The sequence below is a fragment of the Pseudomonas sp. KT_2_4 genome (assembly GCF_041410225.1).
Taxonomy (GTDB): domain Bacteria; phylum Pseudomonadota; class Gammaproteobacteria; order Pseudomonadales; family Pseudomonadaceae; genus Aquipseudomonas; species Aquipseudomonas paracarnis.
In genome coordinates this window covers 5,471,804-5,486,342 of the sequence record NZ_CP166962.1, presented here as the reverse complement: position 1 = coordinate 5,486,342, position 14,539 = coordinate 5,471,804, and the positions used below count along the sequence as shown (strand labels likewise).

The 14,539-nt window shown below is 62.0% G+C and carries 15 protein-coding genes; 5 read left to right on the top strand and 10 right to left on the bottom strand.

The window, feature by feature from the left end; translation table 11 throughout:
* Nucleotides 1-95 precede the first annotated feature (95 nt).
* The 8 genes from AB9N64_RS25215 to AB9N64_RS25180 form a co-directional block, all read right to left on the bottom strand.
* Nucleotides 96-1,253 carry a phosphatidylserine/phosphatidylglycerophosphate/cardiolipin synthase family protein gene (locus AB9N64_RS25215; protein ID WP_003189367.1) on the bottom strand — a complete coding sequence of 386 codons (1,158 nt, stop codon included), beginning with the start codon at nucleotides 1,251-1,253 and terminating at the stop codon, nucleotides 96-98.
* Nucleotide 1,254: 1 nt separating this feature from the next.
* Nucleotides 1,255-1,836, bottom strand: coding sequence for a YceI family protein (locus tag AB9N64_RS25210; protein ID WP_003189365.1), 582 nt, complete (start codon nucleotides 1,834-1,836; stop codon nucleotides 1,255-1,257).
* Nucleotides 1,837-2,008: 172 nt separating this feature from the next.
* The gene (locus tag AB9N64_RS25205) at nucleotides 2,009-2,767 is read right to left on the bottom strand and encodes a helix-turn-helix domain-containing protein (RefSeq protein ID WP_014717323.1); all 759 of its coding nucleotides are present in this window, start codon (nucleotides 2,765-2,767) and stop codon (nucleotides 2,009-2,011) included.
* A 64-nt stretch (nucleotides 2,768-2,831) separates the two neighbouring features.
* Entirely contained in the window at nucleotides 2,832-4,274 is a 1,443-nt protein-coding gene (locus AB9N64_RS25200; RefSeq protein WP_122299698.1) for an amidase, read from the bottom strand.
* Nucleotides 4,271-5,581 (bottom strand): citrate-proton symporter, encoded by a 1,311-nt coding sequence (locus AB9N64_RS25195; protein ID WP_014717321.1) that lies wholly within the window; start codon nucleotides 5,579-5,581, stop codon nucleotides 4,271-4,273. The genes AB9N64_RS25200 and AB9N64_RS25195 overlap by 4 nt, the downstream gene beginning before the upstream one ends.
* Before the next feature lie 58 nt (nucleotides 5,582-5,639).
* Entirely contained in the window at nucleotides 5,640-6,815 is a 1,176-nt protein-coding gene (locus AB9N64_RS25190) for a M20 aminoacylase family protein (RefSeq protein ID WP_019817817.1), read from the bottom strand.
* A 258-nt stretch (nucleotides 6,816-7,073) separates the two neighbouring features.
* The gene (locus tag AB9N64_RS25185) at nucleotides 7,074-7,388 is read right to left on the bottom strand and encodes a hypothetical protein (protein WP_014717319.1); all 315 of its coding nucleotides are present in this window, start codon (nucleotides 7,386-7,388) and stop codon (nucleotides 7,074-7,076) included.
* On the bottom strand, nucleotides 7,385-8,458 hold the full coding sequence (locus tag AB9N64_RS25180; protein ID WP_371359757.1) for a serine hydrolase domain-containing protein: 1,074 nt from the start codon (nucleotides 8,456-8,458) through the stop codon (nucleotides 7,385-7,387). The genes AB9N64_RS25185 and AB9N64_RS25180 overlap by 4 nt, the downstream gene beginning before the upstream one ends.
* A 184-nt stretch (nucleotides 8,459-8,642) precedes the next feature.
* On the opposite strand from AB9N64_RS25180, the gene olsB reads away from it, so the two are divergent.
* Both olsB and AB9N64_RS25170 read left to right on the top strand, forming a co-directional pair.
* Entirely contained in the window at nucleotides 8,643-9,398 is a 756-nt protein-coding gene (gene olsB / locus AB9N64_RS25175) for an L-ornithine N(alpha)-acyltransferase (protein WP_003189352.1), read from the top strand.
* Nucleotides 9,398-10,189 (top strand): 1-acyl-sn-glycerol-3-phosphate acyltransferase, encoded by a 792-nt coding sequence (locus tag AB9N64_RS25170; protein ID WP_014717317.1) that lies wholly within the window; start codon nucleotides 9,398-9,400, stop codon nucleotides 10,187-10,189. The genes olsB and AB9N64_RS25170 overlap by 1 nt, the downstream gene beginning before the upstream one ends.
* 58 nt (nucleotides 10,190-10,247) lie before the next feature.
* Here AB9N64_RS25170 and AB9N64_RS25165 read toward each other — a convergent pair whose 3' ends face one another.
* On the bottom strand, nucleotides 10,248-10,826 hold the full coding sequence (locus AB9N64_RS25165; RefSeq protein WP_014717316.1) for an ACP phosphodiesterase: 579 nt from the start codon (nucleotides 10,824-10,826) through the stop codon (nucleotides 10,248-10,250).
* Between the two features lie 155 nt (nucleotides 10,827-10,981).
* Here AB9N64_RS25165 and AB9N64_RS25160 point away from each other — a divergent pair, with 155 nt between their 5' ends.
* Genes AB9N64_RS25160 through AB9N64_RS25150 form a run of 3 tightly spaced genes read left to right on the top strand, consistent with a single transcriptional unit; the run spans nucleotide 10,982 to nucleotide 13,561 of the window.
* Entirely contained in the window at nucleotides 10,982-11,293 is a 312-nt protein-coding gene (locus AB9N64_RS25160) for a helix-turn-helix transcriptional regulator (protein WP_003189349.1), read from the top strand.
* 17 nt (nucleotides 11,294-11,310) lie between these two features.
* Entirely contained in the window at nucleotides 11,311-12,477 is a 1,167-nt protein-coding gene (locus tag AB9N64_RS25155; protein WP_014717315.1) for an MFS transporter, read from the top strand.
* Between the two features lie 28 nt (nucleotides 12,478-12,505).
* On the top strand, nucleotides 12,506-13,561 hold the full coding sequence (locus AB9N64_RS25150) for an alkene reductase (RefSeq protein ID WP_038449371.1): 1,056 nt from the start codon (nucleotides 12,506-12,508) through the stop codon (nucleotides 13,559-13,561).
* Nucleotides 13,562-13,827: 266 nt separating this feature from the next.
* Here the strand turns inward: AB9N64_RS25150 and AB9N64_RS25145 are convergent, their stop codons facing one another.
* Entirely contained in the window at nucleotides 13,828-14,460 is a 633-nt protein-coding gene (locus tag AB9N64_RS25145; RefSeq protein WP_014717304.1) for a TetR family transcriptional regulator, read from the bottom strand.
* Nucleotides 14,461-14,539 lie beyond the last annotated feature (79 nt).

The following is a 14,539-nucleotide window of genomic DNA, read 5'->3' as shown; positions in this document are numbered from 1 at the left end:
GCTTGCCTGTGATACAGGCACCTCGGTTTGTCAGGTGTACCGAGGTGATGCTATCGCAGGCAAGCCAGCTCCCACAGTTGATTGAGTTGGCCCGACTAGCCGCGCCGATCCAGCAGGTTGACCACCAACCGATCAATCCAGCCCCACACCCGCTGCTTTACCCGCCGCCACAATGGCCGCGCCTTCCATGCCTCCAGACTCACCGCCTGGCTCTGGGCAAAGTCCGCTTCGAAACTGCCCACCACCGCCGCCGTCAATCCCGGGTCCAGCGCTTCAAGATTGGCTTCCAGGTTAAAGCGCAAATTCCAGTGGTCGAAATTGCACGAGCCAATGCTCACCCAATCGTCCACCAGCACCATCTTCAGGTGCAGGAAGCACGGCTGGTATTCGAAGATCTGCACCCCTGAACGCAGCAGACGCGGGTAATAACGGTGCCCGGCGTAACGCACCGACGGGTGATCGGTGCGCGGGCCGGTGAGCAACAGACGCACATCCACACCACGCCCAGCCGCCCGGCGCAAGGCACGGCGCACGCTCCAGGTGGGCAGGAAGTATGGGGTCGCCAGCCAGATACGCGATTTGCTGCTGTTCAAGGCGCGAATCAACGATTGCAGAATATCGCGGTGCTGACGCGCATCGGCATAGGCAACGCGGCCCAGCCCCGGCCCGGTGGCGGGCACCTTGGGCAAGCGGGGCAAACCAAAATGGGTCGCCGGTTTCCATTCACGGCGCGCGGCGTTAGCGTGCCATTGCCGATCGAACAGGGCCTGCCAGTCCAGCACCAATGGGCCGCTGATCTGCACCATCACTTCATGCCAGTCGGCGGTGTCTTGCCCCGGCGTCCAGAACTCGTCGGTGACACCGGTGCCGCCGACCACTGCAATGCGCTGGTCGATCAGCAGCAGCTTGCGATGGTCGCGATACAGGTTGCGCATCCAGCGCCGCCAATTCAGGCGGTTGTAAAAGCGCAGCGTCACGCCGGCGTCGGTCAAGCGCTTGCGCAGCCCCAGGGTAAACGCCAGGCTGCCGTAATCGTCAAACAGGCAACGCACCTGCACGCCGCGTTCGGCAGCCAGCACCAGTGCCTGCACCATGGCCTCGGCGCAGGCACCGGCTTCGACCAGGTACAACTCAAGGTCAACCTGCTGCTCAGCCCGGGCGATGCCCACCAGCATCTGCGGGAAGAAATTCGGCCCGTCGATCAGCAATTCGAACTGATTGGCGCTGCGCCACGGGAACACCGCGCCGCTCATGTCAGCGCGCCGTGAAGATCAGCACCGCACCCACCGGCACCGACAAACTGATCGACTTGAGCCCCGCCGCCTTGCGCAAGGTAGCCACACCGGGCGCCAGGTCGAAATCTTCGGCATGCAGCACCACGGGCTCCAGGGTTACCACCTGGAAACGCCGCTCATCCAGGCGCGTGGCCAGCAGTTCGGCGCTGTAGGTCTGGGTCTTGCCGTGCAGCGTGACGCTCAAGGGCAGGCGCAATTCCAACTGCGCGCCGGATGCCAAGTCATTGATGGGCTGCAGATTGATTTGCGCGCTGATCTGCGCTTCGGGGAAGGTCTTGATCTCGAACAGCTCTTTACGCATGCGCTCGTCGCGCAGCGGGATGCCGCTGTTGATTGAGTCCAGCTCCACTTCCAGCCGAGCCGCACCTTTGGCGTCGACCTTGCCATGCAATACCAGGAAGCGCTGGACTTCAGCCACTTCGGTGTTTTTAGTGGTGACGAAGGACAGGCGTGAGGATTCGTTATCCAGGTACCAGTCGGCGTGGGCGGGCACGGCAGCACAGGTCAGCAGCGCGAAGACCAGAGGTTTGACATTGAACATAAAGACTCATGGGGCAAAAAACCTGGGCGAACCTTAAGCGCAATCTCACAACCGGCGCAAATTCAAATGTGGGAGCTGGCTTGCCTGCGATGGCGGTGTATCAGTGAACCATTTCTCGCCTGGCACACCGCCATCGCAGGCAAGCCAGCTCCCACAGGGTTTTGCGGTGTTTTTAATCCAGCGTTCGCTGCACTTCGCACACCGCCTGTTCAAGGCTGCCCATATGCAAATTCAACACTCGCTCCACCGGCGCCTGATGCATTGGCCAATGCAGCGCCATGCTCCCCACCAGGCGGCCATTGGCGCGCACCGGCAGCGCCACCGCCCGGATCAGGAACGGCAAACGCACAGGATATTCCCAATAGCCCTCGGTACGCTGGCCAAAGCCCTGGTGCTGGGTTTGCTCGCATGCGCGATAGTGCTCGTCTGCCGCCACATGATTACGGCCTGCCAGGCGATGTACTTCTTCGGCCGGCAATTGCGTCAAGCAGGCTTTGCCCATCGCGGAATGGAACAGGCTGGCATACTGGCCGACGATCTGGCAGTTGTTCGGGTACAGCTTGCGCAACACACTGGGAATCGCACTCTCCATGACCTCCAGGCGCTCACCATCGAAGCACGACAAATCCACCACCAGCCCGGTGCGCTCGCTGAGCTCCAATAACCAGGGGGCGGCGCTCTCCACCACCTGGCGCTTGAAGCGTTGCTGGGTATCGCCGAACAAGCGCCGGGCACGCAGGCGGTAACGTCGATCACTCAGGCCCCGATAGACCCAACCCTGTTCCTGCAAGGTCAGCAACATGCGCGACACCGTGGCCTTGGGCAGGCGCGTGAGGTAGTGCAACTCTTCCAGCCCCAGGGCCTGGTGCTCGCCCAGCAACTCGACAATTGCCAGTGCGCGTTCAACCGAGCGTACGGTGCCTGTCTCCATGTTCGATCTCCCTGTTGCCGGTGGATGATCTTTTTTCACAGCAAGATACAGGCCCGGTCAGCGCTCAACGGGTCGTTGCAAGGCACGCCGGTGGCCGGCGTTGTACCCATTGGGTCAGTTGTTCATGGGCGTAGGCCAATTGCAGCACGGCCCTGTCGGCCTGGGCCGGGCCAATGATTTGCAGGCCCATGGGCAAGCCCTGGGGGTTGAAGCCCACCGGAATGCTCATGCTCGGCAAACCGGCGAGGGTCGGGCCGATCACCACCTCCATCCAACGGTGATAAGTGTCCATTTCACGCCCGCCGACGAGGCGTGGCCAAGGCTGTTGTGCATCGAAAGGGAACACCTGGGCGGTGGGCAACAGCAGGAAATCGTAACGTTCGAACAGCTTGCCCAAGGCGCGGTACCACTCACTGCGGTCCACCGACGCCTGGTAAACCTGCTGAGCACTCAAGCCCTGGCCGCCCTCCACTTCCCATTGCGCTTCGGGTTTGAGCAGTGCGCGTTTTTGCGGGTTGGCATAGGCCGCGCCGAGGTTGCCGTGCACCAGCCAATGGCGGTGTACCAACCAGCAGCGCCACAGGCGCGCCATGGAAAAGTCCGGTTGGCAGCTGTGCACTTCACAGCCCAACCTGGCGAAATCATCCAGCGCCGCTTCGCACAGGCTCATCACGCCATCATCCATCGGCAGATAACCGTTGTAGTCCCCCAGCCAACCAAGGCGCGCACCCTTGAAGTCATGCAGCAACGGCTGGCCAAGCACCGTCGGATCGGCCTGGGATGACAGCGGCGTGCGGGGGTCGTAACCGGCCTGGATGCTCAGCAACCGCGCCACATCCGTCACGCTGCGCCCCATCGGGCCTTCGGTGCCCAGTTGCTGCACAAACAGTTCCGGCATCGGCCCGTGGGGCACCCGCCCTTGGGAGGGGCGCAAGCCGAACACGTTGTTGAACGCCGCCGGGTTGCGCAGCGAGCCCATCATGTCGCTGCCGTCGGCCACCGGCAGCATGCGTAGCGCCAGGGCCACCGCCGCTCCGCCACTGCTGCCGCCGGCCGCCAGGCGCGGGTCATAGGCGTTGCCGGTGGTACCGAACAGCGTGTTGTAGGTGTGGGAACCCAGGCCGAACTCCGGCACGTTGGTCTTGCCGATGATGATCGCGCCACTGGCCCGCACCCGCGCCACGCTGATGGCGTCCTCGCCCGGCACATGCTCGGCGAACAGCGGTGAGCCCAGGGTGGTGCGCAAGCCCCGGGTGGCCGCCAGGTCCTTGATGGCCTGGGGCATGCCATGCATCCAGCCACGGGAGTGGCCCTGGTCCAACTCACGATCGCAGGCCCTCGCCTCGGCCAGCACGGCCTCGCTGTCGCGCAACGACACCAGCGCATTCACGCCAGGGTTAAAGCGCTGAATCTGTGCCAGGTACGCCTGCATCACCTCTTCGCACGACACCTGCCGCCCATGAATGGCCCGCGACAGTTCAGTGGCATCCCAATCAACAATACTCAAGGCTTCACCTCTCTGGAAAACGGCAGCGGTTTGCTCGCCCGGGGTGCCTCGCGCATGCAGTAAGTGCCCAGCAGCGTCAGCACGCACGCAAACAATACATAAAACGAGGGCGCCACCGGCGTGCCCAGTACCTTGCTCAGCCAGGTCACGATCAACGGCGCGAAACCACCGAACACCATCACCGCCACGTTATAGGCCACCGACACACCGGTCGAGCGCACCTCGATAGGGAACTGCTCGGCCAATGCCGTCGGCGCTGGCCCGAAGAACCCGCCAATCGCCGTGCACAACATCACCTGCATCACCAGCAGGCGCTCGATAGACGGCGCGGCGGCCACCCACACATACAACGGGTAGACCATCACGAAGAACGCCAAGGTGAAGGCCATCAACACCGGCCGCCGTCCCCATCGATCCGAGAGCAGGCCGGACAACGGAATCACCACAGTCATCAGCGCTACCGCAAACATCTGCACCATCAGCACCTGGTCCAGCGGCAGGCCAAGGTTCTTGTGAGCGAAGGTCGGCATGTTCACCAGCACCACATAAAACGACACCGTCGCGCCGCAGGCCAGCCCCATCGACACCAGAATACTGCGCCGATGCTCCCGCAGCACTTGCATGAGGCTCGGCGCCGGGCCAGTGGCTTGCTTGCGCGCTTCGATGAACTCTTCCGGGTCTTCCATGTGCCGACGAATCCACAACCCCACCGGGCCGATCAACAAGCCCAGCACAAACGGCAGGCGCCAGCCCCACAAGTCGAGGGTTTCGGGCGAAAAGAAATGCGTGACCAGCGCCACCATCGCTGCCCCACCGAACACCGCCAGGCATTGCCCCACCAGTTGCCAGGAGCCATACAATCCCTTGCGATGGGCCGGTGCACTTTCCACCAGAAATGCCGTGGCACTCGCGTACTCACCGCCGGTAGCAAACCCCTGCAGCATCCGCGCCACCACAATCAGCAACGGCGCGCCCATGCCGATGGCAGCATAGTTCGGCGCGAAGGCGATCAGCGCGATGGACACGGTCATCAACCGGATAATCAACTGCATCGCCGCCTTGCGGCCTTTGCGGTCGGCGTAGATGCCCAAGAGGATGCCGCCCACCGGGCGCATGAAAAAGCCCACGCCGAAGGTGGCCAGGGCCATCAGCAGCGAGGCGTATTCGTCCTCCGAGGGGAAGAACTGCCGGGCGATGATACTGGCGAGAAAGCCGTAGACGATGAAGTCATACCATTCCAACGCGTTGCCAATCACCGCCGCCACCACTTGGCGGGTGCGCGAAACACCAGGTTTTGCAGTCTGCATGAGGAACACTCCGTTCAACCGGTCAGGGAAAGGGTCCAGCGGCAGAAAAAAGAGGTCATCAGGCCGGCTTGAGCCAGCTCTCGGCCAGCGCGCCCCAGTAGGCTGCGCCGGTCAGCAGGATGTCGTCGTTGAAGTCATAGGCGGGGTTGTGCACCATCGGCCGCGACACGCCGTTGCCGATAAACAGATAACTGCCTGGGCAGCGTTGCAGCATCCAGGCGAAGTCTTCGCTGCCCATCAGCGTGCGGGTGTTGCCGTCCACGGCGTCGGCACCGAGCAAGGCCACGCCGACCTGACGGGCGAATTCGGTTTCTTCGGCGTGGTTGACCAGCACCGGGTAGGCCGGGCGGTGTTCGACCTGCACGGTGCAGCCGAAGCTGGCGGCCTGGGTCTGGATGATCGCGTTGACCCGTTCCAGCATTTGTTCACGCACCTTGGGGTTGAGTGCGCGCAGGCTCAGGCGCAATAACGCTTGCTGGGGAATCACGTTGGCCGCCTGGCCGGCCTGCAAGGCGCCGACGGTGACCACGGCGGCTTCCTGGGTATCGATATTGCGCGCCACCACCGTTTGCAGAGCCATGACCATGCTGGCTGCCGCCACCAGTGGATCGATAGTGAGGTGTGGCATGGAGCCGTGGCCACCGACACCTTCGAGGGTCACGGTAAGCAAATCCTGGGACGCCATCATCGGGCCAACTCTCAAGCCCAGATGCCCCGCCGGCAAACCCGGCATATTGTGCATGCCGAACAACCCGTCGCAAGGAAAGCGCTCCAGCAAACCGTCCGCCAACATCGCCTCGGCACCGCCCTGGCCTTCTTCGGCGGGTTGGAAAATCAGGTTCAAAGTGCCGTCCAATTGCCGCGTCGCCGCCAAGTAACGCGCGGCACCGAGCAACATGGTGGTGTGGCCGTCATGGCCGCAGGCGTGCATGCAGCCGGCATGCTGGCTGGTATAGACCGCGCCGGTATTTTCGATGATGGGCAAGGCGTCCATGTCGGCGCGAATCCCCAACGTGCGCGAGCTGCTGCCGTTACGCAGCACGCCGACCACACCGGTCTTGCCGATGCCGGTATGCACCTCATACCCCCACTCCCGCAATGACTGCGCGACCAGTGCTGAGGTGCGGTTCTCTTCAAAGCCGAGTTCGGGGTGGGCGTGGATATCGTGACGCACAGCGTGCAAGTCGCTGGCAACGTCACTGAGCCAATCCAGGATGTGCTGGTGCGGGCGCATGGTGATTCTCCTCACAGGCGGGTGGTCCCGTTCTTGTTGGCGACACATCGACAGCTAAGCGCGATGTGCGCGTGAGGACAATCAAAGGTGGTTCCACTCTGTGGAACCTCAGGGCCGGTTCTTTTTCCGAGAACCCACGCAGATAATCTAAATGTGGGACCTGGCTTGCCTGCGATGACGGCGGCACAGGCACCCGTGATGTTGACTGACCTGGCGCTATCGCAGGCAAGCCAGCTCCCACAGGGGAATTTGGGTGTGTCAGGGGTTGAGGCGGCAGCCTTGACGGTCGCCCAACCACCGCGCCGTCTGCGTACGCCCTAAACCGCTTGCCGTGACTTCACTGCGTTCCGGCGAGTCAGTGAACGCACTGGTTGGCACGTACTGCTTCACATACCCCAGGCAATACTGCGCAGGGTTGTTGGCCACATACCGGCACGAGCAATACTCCTTGGCGGTGTACGCCGCGATGATGTCAGGGAAGGCTTGCAGGTTGACGCGCTCGTGCCAAACCCAGCCCAAGAGTGCGATAAACAACACCAGTAAAACGCTGATGAACGGATGACGACGCATCATGAGCGCACCGCCGCCAGCACTCGTTTGAGCAGTTCGTTATGCCGGTAACTACCATCCCGATCATCGCCGTAACGCACGATCACCAGGTGTTCATCGGGCAGCACAAACAGCGCCTGGCCCCAGTGCCCCAGCGCGGCAAAGGTGGCGGCCGGTGCGTCGGGCCAGGGTTGGGGGGCGCCGGTGTTGAGCCACCAATGGCCGCCCGGCACGGCTTCATCCTGGCCGGCTTTGTAGCGATCGAAGGGCCGGCGGTTGAAGGCGACCCAGTCCTTGGGCAGCAGTTGTCGCTCGCCCCAGCGCCCATCCCGCGCCATCAGTAGCCCTACTCGTGCCAGATCGCGGGCTGTGAGATAGGCATAGGACGACGCGACAAACGTTTCATCCGCATCGGTTTCCCAGGTTGCGTCGCGAATGCCCAGGGGCTGGAACAGCGCGTCCCATGGGTAGTTCATGTAAGCCTTGTGGCCGAGCATGCCCTTGAGCGCGGCGGACAAGAGGTTACTGTCGCCGCTGGAATAGCGGAAAACCTGGCCGGGGGCGGCGGCGGCTTCGGTATCCGCCGTGAATTGCGCCATGTCGGTGTGGCCACGGGTGTAGAGCATCGCCACTACCGAAGACTTCAGCGGGGCGTATTCGTAGTCTTCCTGCCAATCCAACCCGGAGGCCCAGTGCAGCAAGTCGGCCATGGTTACCTTAGGGTGCTGCTTCATCGGCGGGTAGAAACGTGCGACAGGGTCGCTGAGTTTGAAGCGGCCTTGCCCATAGGCCACGCCCAGCACGGTAGCCATCAGGCTTTTGCTGACGGACCAGGTCAGGTGCGGTGTGCTGGCAGTGGTGGGTGCGGCGTAGCGTTCATAGATGATTTCGCCATCCCGAATGACCAGCAACGCGTCGGTGCGAATACCGTTGCGGGTGACATCGTCACGGGGTGGGAAAGCGTAGGCGTTCAGGGCATCGACAGCGGGACCGGAGAGGGCTGTGCCCACGACCCACTCCTTTTCAGGCCAGATTTCAGCGCGAGCATTCACGGCGACGAACAACAGGGCAACGCACAACAGGCCTCGGACCATGGACGCAAACTCAAGGGGGCATTCAAGCCCGCGAGCCTAGCTCACGCCAGTGACAGATTTGCGACAAGGGGGCTGTCATCCAACCGTCACCGTAACTTCATGGAGCTGACACCGAGGCTACATAGCCTGACTTTGGACAACAAAGTCGACTGGCCGCAACCTGGCCGGCACCCGGAGACTCGCTATGACTCAGATCGCCCGCATCAGCGACAAAGGCAATGAACGCCGTCTGCAAGCCGAACGCCTGGTAGGCGCACAGGCATTGCAGGAAGCCCAGGCCCTGCGGTTCAACGTGTTCAGCGGCGAGTTCAACGCCAAGCTGAAAGGCGCGGAACTGGGTCTGGACATGGATGACTATGATGTTCACTGCAGCCATATCGGCGTGCGGGATTTGAACAGCGGTCGACTCGTCGCTACTACCCGTCTGCTCGACCACCAGGCCGCCAGCACCCTGGGCCGGTTCTACAGCGAAGAAGAATTCAGCCTGCATGGCCTGCTGCACTTGCAGGGCCCGATTCTGGAGATTGGCCGCACCTGCGTCGACCCGGCCTATCGCAATGGCGGCACCATCGCGGTGTTGTGGGGCGAGTTGGCCGAGGTACTCAACCAGGGTGGCTACAGCTACCTGATGGGCTGCGCAAGCATCCCGATGCACGATGGCGGCATCCAGGCCCACGCGATCATGCAGCGCTTGCGCGAGCGCTATCTGTGCAACGAACACCTGCGCGCCGAACCGAAAAAACCGCTGCCGGCCCTGGACTTGCCGTCCAACGTCATCGCCGAAATGCCGCCGCTGCTCAAGGCCTACATGCGCCTGGGCGCGAAGATCTGCGGCGAGCCGTGCTGGGATGAAGACTTCCAGGTAGCCGACGTGTTTATCCTGCTCAAGCGCGACGAGTTGTGCCCGCGTTACGCGCGCCACTTCAAGGCGGCCATGTGATGAACCGCCTGCGCATTTACGGGCGCATCGCCCGCGTGCTGTTGGTGGTGGGGCTGGGGTTGAGCATGGCCAGTGTGTTCGGCCTGTTCGAGCGCCTGGGGGTGGCTAACTCGATGGTGCGGCGCCAGCGTTGGTCGCGCTTCTTCATGGCACGGCTGACCAACGCCCTGCCCTTTCGCGTGACGGTGCATGGCGAGTTGCCGCAAACGCCGATGCTGTGGGTGAGCAATCATGTGTCCTGGACGGATATCCCGTTGCTGGGCATGGTGGCGCCGATGTCGTTTTTGTCCAAGGCCGAAGTACGTACCTGGCCGGTGGCGGGCTGGCTGGCGGCCAAGGCTGGCAGCCTGTTTATTCGTCGCGGTTCAGGTGACAGCCAACTGATTCGCAAGCAGATGACCCGTCATCTGGAACAACAGCACCCCTTGCTGATGTTCCCCGAAGGCACCACCACCGACGGTCGCGGCCTGCGCACGTTCCACGGGCGCTTGCTGGCCAGCGCGATCGATGCGGATGTGTCGCTGCAGCCGGTGGCGATTCGGTATCTGCGCGACGGCCAGGTCGACCCGCTGGCGCCCTTTATTGGCGATGATGATTTGCTATCGCACCTGATGCGCTTGTTTTCCAATGACCAGGGCGATGTAGAGATTCATGTGCTCAAACCGATTGCCTGCACTGGGCAGGAACGTGCGGCGTTGGCGTATCAGGCGCAGCAAGCGGTGCAGAAGGCGTTGTTTGGGCCAGTGCCGGAAGCAGAGCAAGTGGCTGCTCGACCTGCATTCGCAGCCTGAAGCAATGTGAACACAATCCAAATATGGGAGCCGGCAAGCCAGCTCCCACATTCAGCTCTCATGTAGTCAGTTGAGATTGCGCAAATTTCTGCAACTCTGGGTAGAACAGTCGAAAGTCCTCACTCAGGGGCTCATATAAAACCCGCAACTCCTGCATCGCATATCCTAACTCCTCAGGCTGCGTCAGCCGCCGCGAAATCCCGCGCAGCACCTGGTCCATCACCGCAAACTCGCGGTACGAGCCCAACCAATCATCCGCGGCCATATACGGCGCAATCTGCGCCAGCCGCCCCGGCAACGCGGGTTCAGCCGCCAACACCTGATACACCTGGGACGTGAAACGCTCCAGAGGCTGGTCGGCATACAGCGCCCAATCCCGCGCCAGGCAATGGTCAAAAAACACATCGAGGACGATCCCGGCATAGCGCCGGCGGGTCAGACTGAAGCGCGACAAGGCCTCGCCCACCAGCGGATGGCTATCGGTAAAGCGGTCGATGGAACGATGCAACTGGATCGCCGCTTCGATTTGCGGGCTGAACTGGCCCTGCAGGCGGCCTTTGACGAAGTCACCATAAAGGCTACCCAGCAATTGCGCAGGAAGTTGGCCGCCCAGGTGCAGATGTGCGAGATAATTCATGCCGCGCAGTCTACCACTGCCACCAACATATCGTTATAACCCGATATACCGATTCGACCTGGCCTCAGATCAAAATCATATTGGTATATCGGGATATTACGATCTAAAGTTCGCCTTATCGCGATATAACGCTTTACGACACCGAGCACCCTGCCATGTCCATCGACCTCGACGAAATAATAAAAGCCCTGGCGCACCCAGTACGACGAGACATCCTCACCTGGCTCAAAGACCCGAAAGTGCAGTTCCCCGAGCAATTGCACAACCACGAATACGGCATCTGCGCCGGGCAGATCGACCAGCGCTGCGGCTTGTCCCAGTCGACGGTGTCGGCCCACCTGGCCACCTTGCAACGGGCGGGTCTGATCAGCAGCCAGAAGGCTGGACAGTGGCACTTTTTCAAGCGCAATGAGGAAGTGATCCAAGCCTTTCTGACTGCGCTCATTACCGAACTCAGCGCACCGTAATCACCAAGGACACGTACATGCCCCTCTCGCTACTCATACTGGCCCTGAGCGCCTTCGCCATCGGCACCACCGAGTTCGTCATCATGGGCTTGCTGCCCGATGTGGCGGCAGACCTGGGTGTGTCAATTCCCGGCGCCGGCTGGCTGGTCACCGGTTACGCCCTGGGCGTGGCCATCGGCGCACCGTTCATGGCACTGGCCACCGCCAGGCTGCCACGCAAGGCGGCGCTGGTAGCGTTGATGGGTATTTTCATTATCGGCAACCTGCTCTGCGCCCTGGCAAGCGACTACAACGTGCTGATGTTTGCCCGTGTGGTCACCGCGTTGTGCCACGGAGCCTTCTTCGGAATTGGTTCGGTGGTGGCGGCCAACCTGGTGCCGGCCAACAAACGTGCGTCGGCGGTGGCGCTGATGTTCACCGGGTTGACCCTGGCCAACGTGCTGGGCGTGCCCCTGGGTACGGCGCTGGGCCAGGAAGCCGGCTGGCGCTCGACCTTCTGGGCCGTGACCGTGATTGGCGTGATCGCCTTGATCGGCCTTATTCGCTTCCTGCCCGCCAAGCGTGACGAAGAAAAACTCGACATGCGTGCCGAACTGGCCGCCCTCAAGGGCGCCGGTATCTGGTTGTCACTGAGCATGACTGCGCTGTTTGCCGCGTCCATGTTTACCCTCTTTACCTACGTCGCGCCGCTGCTGGGCGATGTCACTGGCGTGTCGCCCAAAGGCGTGACCTGGACGCTGCTGCTGATCGGCCTGGGCCTCACCGTGGGCAACATCATCGGCGGCAAACTGGCGGACAAGCGCCTGGCGGCCACCTTGATCGGCGTGTTCATCAGCATGGCGGTGGTTTGCACGGTGCTGAGCTGGACCAGCGTTGCGGTGATACCGACTGAAATCACCCTGTTCCTGTGGGCCACCGCTTCGTTCGCCGCCGTGCCGGCGCTGCAAATCAACGTGGTGACCTTCGGCAAGGCCGCGCCGAACCTGGTGTCCACCCTGAACATCGGGGCCTTCAACATTGGCAACGCCCTCGGCGCCTGGGTCGGTGGCAGCGTGATTGCCCACGGTTTCGGCCTGACCCGCGTGCCACTGGCCGCCGCGGCGCTGGCCATCCTCGCGCTGCTGGTGACCCTGATCACTTTCCGTCAGGGCGCCAATGCCGACCTGGCCCCCGCGACCCACTGATCAACTTGAAAGAGAAGGTGTTTTTCCCATGACGACTATTTTCGATCCGATCACACTGGGCGACCTGCAACTGTCGAACCGCATCATCATGGCGCCGCTGACCCGCTGCCGCGCGGATGCCGGCCGCGTACCCAACGCACTGATGGCCGAGTACTACGTGCAACGCGCCTCCGCCGGGCTGATCCTCAGCGAAGCCACTTCCGTGACGCCCATGGGCGTGGGCTACCCGGACACCCCCGGCATCTGGTCCAACGATCAGGTGCGCGGCTGGGCCAACATCACCAAGGCCGTGCATGGCGCGGGCGGCAAGATCTTCTTGCAGTTGTGGCATGTGGGCCGCATCTCCCACGCGTCCTACCTGAACGGCGAAACCCCGGTGGCTCCGAGTGCGGTTCAGGCTAAAGGCCACGTCAGCCTGGTTCGCCCATTGGCCGACTACCCGACCCCGCGCGCCCTGGAAACCGCTGAAATCGCCGACATCGTCGACGCTTACCGCACCGGCGCCGAGAACGCCAAGGCCGCAGGCTTCGACGGCGTGGAAATCCACGGCGCCAACGGCTACCTGCTCGACCAGTTCCTGCAAAGCAGCACCAACCAGCGCACCGACCAGTACGGCGGCTCTTTGGAAAACCGTGCGCGCCTGTTGCTGGAAGTCACCGACGCCGCCATCGAAGTCTGGGGCGCCGGCCGCGTGGGCGTGCACCTGGCACCGCGTGCTGACGCGCATGACATGGGCGACGACAACCTCGCCGAGACCTTCACCTACGTCGCCAGCGAACTGGGCAAGCGCGGTATCGCCTTTATCTGCTCCCGTGAAAAAGAAGGCGCAGACAGCCTTGGCCCGCAGCTGAAAAAAGCCTTCGGCGGCGCGTACATCGCCAACGAACGTTTCACCAAAGACAGCGCCAATGCCTGGCTGGCGGCGGGCAAGGCGGATGCAGTGGCCTTCGGTATTCCTTTCATCGCCAACCCGGACCTGCCGGCGCGACTGAAGGCTGATGCGCCGTTGAACGAGCCGCATCCGGAGACCTTCTATGGCAAAGGCCCGGTAGGTTACATCGACTACCCGACGCTGCCGATCTAACGTCATCCGCAAATACTGTAGGAGCGAGCTTGCTCGCTCCTACAGTATCAGAGGCAAGTCCCCCTCCTACATTTGTGCCTGTCTGTAGTCCCCTGGAAACATCGCTTCACAGAACGGCAACAATATCGCTACAAAATACTTAGCCGGCTACCTATCAACCGCTCGCCAGGCCGTATATAAAGTCACCCCACAAATCAGCCAGAAGGACGATTGACCGTCCTTAGGCTTTACTGTTGACACAACGGGTTGCAATTACGCATTTTGTTTCAATTGCGCAGGCTGGGGCTCAGGCGCAGCATGTCCAGCCCTATGTCAGCCCAGCGCTCGGCGTCCTGGTGCAGTTCAAAGCTATCGGGGACCAGCAGCCACTGGCCGATCAAACCGTGGATGAAGGCATGTATGCAGACAGCCCCACGGGTGGTGTCGAGATTTTCAGGCAGTTGCCCGCGATTGACCGCGTTACGCAACGTCAGGCTGATACGCAGGTTGCATTCCAGGCTGTGGGTCTGGCGTTGGCGGCGCATGTCGCACATTTCATCGGTGAACTCGCACTTATGAAACAGAATCTCGTTGATGCGCCGGGTTTTCGGGTCCAGGGCCACTTCGTGGTAAAGATGAATCAGCAGCTTGCGCATACAGCCGAGCGGGTCGGCTTCATCCTCGCTTTCACTCGCCCGGGCCAGTTCGTCCAGCGGTTCGTGCAGCGTGTCGAGCAGGGCCTGGAGCAAATCGGACTTATTGCTGAAATGCCAATAGATAGCCCCGCGCGTCACCCCTGCCAGCGCGGCGATGTCCGCCAGGGTGGTGCGCGCCACGCCACGCTCATAAAAGGCTTGCTCGGCGGCTTGGAGAATCTGGCTGCGCGTTTCCTGAGCTTCCTCTTTGGTGCGACGAACCATGGCAGTAAAACCTCAATCAGGACACTGTGGATGGTACTTGACCATCATCTGAATAATTGTGGGACGACGCCGTCATGGG

What these genes read in the sequence shown, in the direction of transcription:
- AB9N64_RS25215 (WP_003189367.1), bottom strand. Translation starts at nt 1,253, where the DNA reads ATGAGCGGCGCGGTGTTCCCGTGGCGCAGCGCCAATCAGTTCGAATTG.
- AB9N64_RS25210 (WP_003189365.1), bottom strand. Translation starts at nt 1,836, where the DNA reads ATGTTCAATGTCAAACCTCTGGTCTTCGCGCTGCTGACCTGTGCTGCC.
- AB9N64_RS25205 (WP_014717323.1), bottom strand. Translation starts at nt 2,767, where the DNA reads ATGGAGACAGGCACCGTACGCTCGGTTGAACGCGCACTGGCAATTGTC.
- AB9N64_RS25195 (WP_014717321.1), bottom strand. Translation starts at nt 5,581, where the DNA reads ATGCAGACTGCAAAACCTGGTGTTTCGCGCACCCGCCAAGTGGTGGCG.
- AB9N64_RS25190 (WP_019817817.1), bottom strand. Translation starts at nt 6,815, where the DNA reads ATGCGCCCGCACCAGCACATCCTGGATTGGCTCAGTGACGTTGCCAGC.
- AB9N64_RS25185 (WP_014717319.1), bottom strand. Translation starts at nt 7,388, where the DNA reads ATGATGCGTCGTCATCCGTTCATCAGCGTTTTACTGGTGTTGTTTATC.
- AB9N64_RS25180 (WP_371359757.1), bottom strand. Translation starts at nt 8,458, where the DNA reads ATGGTCCGAGGCCTGTTGTGCGTTGCCCTGTTGTTCGTCGCCGTGAAT.
- olsB (WP_003189352.1), top strand. Translation starts at nt 8,643, where the DNA reads ATGACTCAGATCGCCCGCATCAGCGACAAAGGCAATGAACGCCGTCTG.
- AB9N64_RS25170 (WP_014717317.1), top strand. Translation starts at nt 9,398, where the DNA reads ATGAACCGCCTGCGCATTTACGGGCGCATCGCCCGCGTGCTGTTGGTG.
- AB9N64_RS25165 (WP_014717316.1), bottom strand. Translation starts at nt 10,826, where the DNA reads ATGAATTATCTCGCACATCTGCACCTGGGCGGCCAACTTCCTGCGCAA.
- AB9N64_RS25160 (WP_003189349.1), top strand. Translation starts at nt 10,982, where the DNA reads ATGTCCATCGACCTCGACGAAATAATAAAAGCCCTGGCGCACCCAGTA.
- AB9N64_RS25155 (WP_014717315.1), top strand. Translation starts at nt 11,311, where the DNA reads ATGCCCCTCTCGCTACTCATACTGGCCCTGAGCGCCTTCGCCATCGGC.
- AB9N64_RS25150 (WP_038449371.1), top strand. Translation starts at nt 12,506, where the DNA reads ATGACGACTATTTTCGATCCGATCACACTGGGCGACCTGCAACTGTCG.
- AB9N64_RS25145 (WP_014717304.1), bottom strand. Translation starts at nt 14,460, where the DNA reads ATGGTTCGTCGCACCAAAGAGGAAGCTCAGGAAACGCGCAGCCAGATT.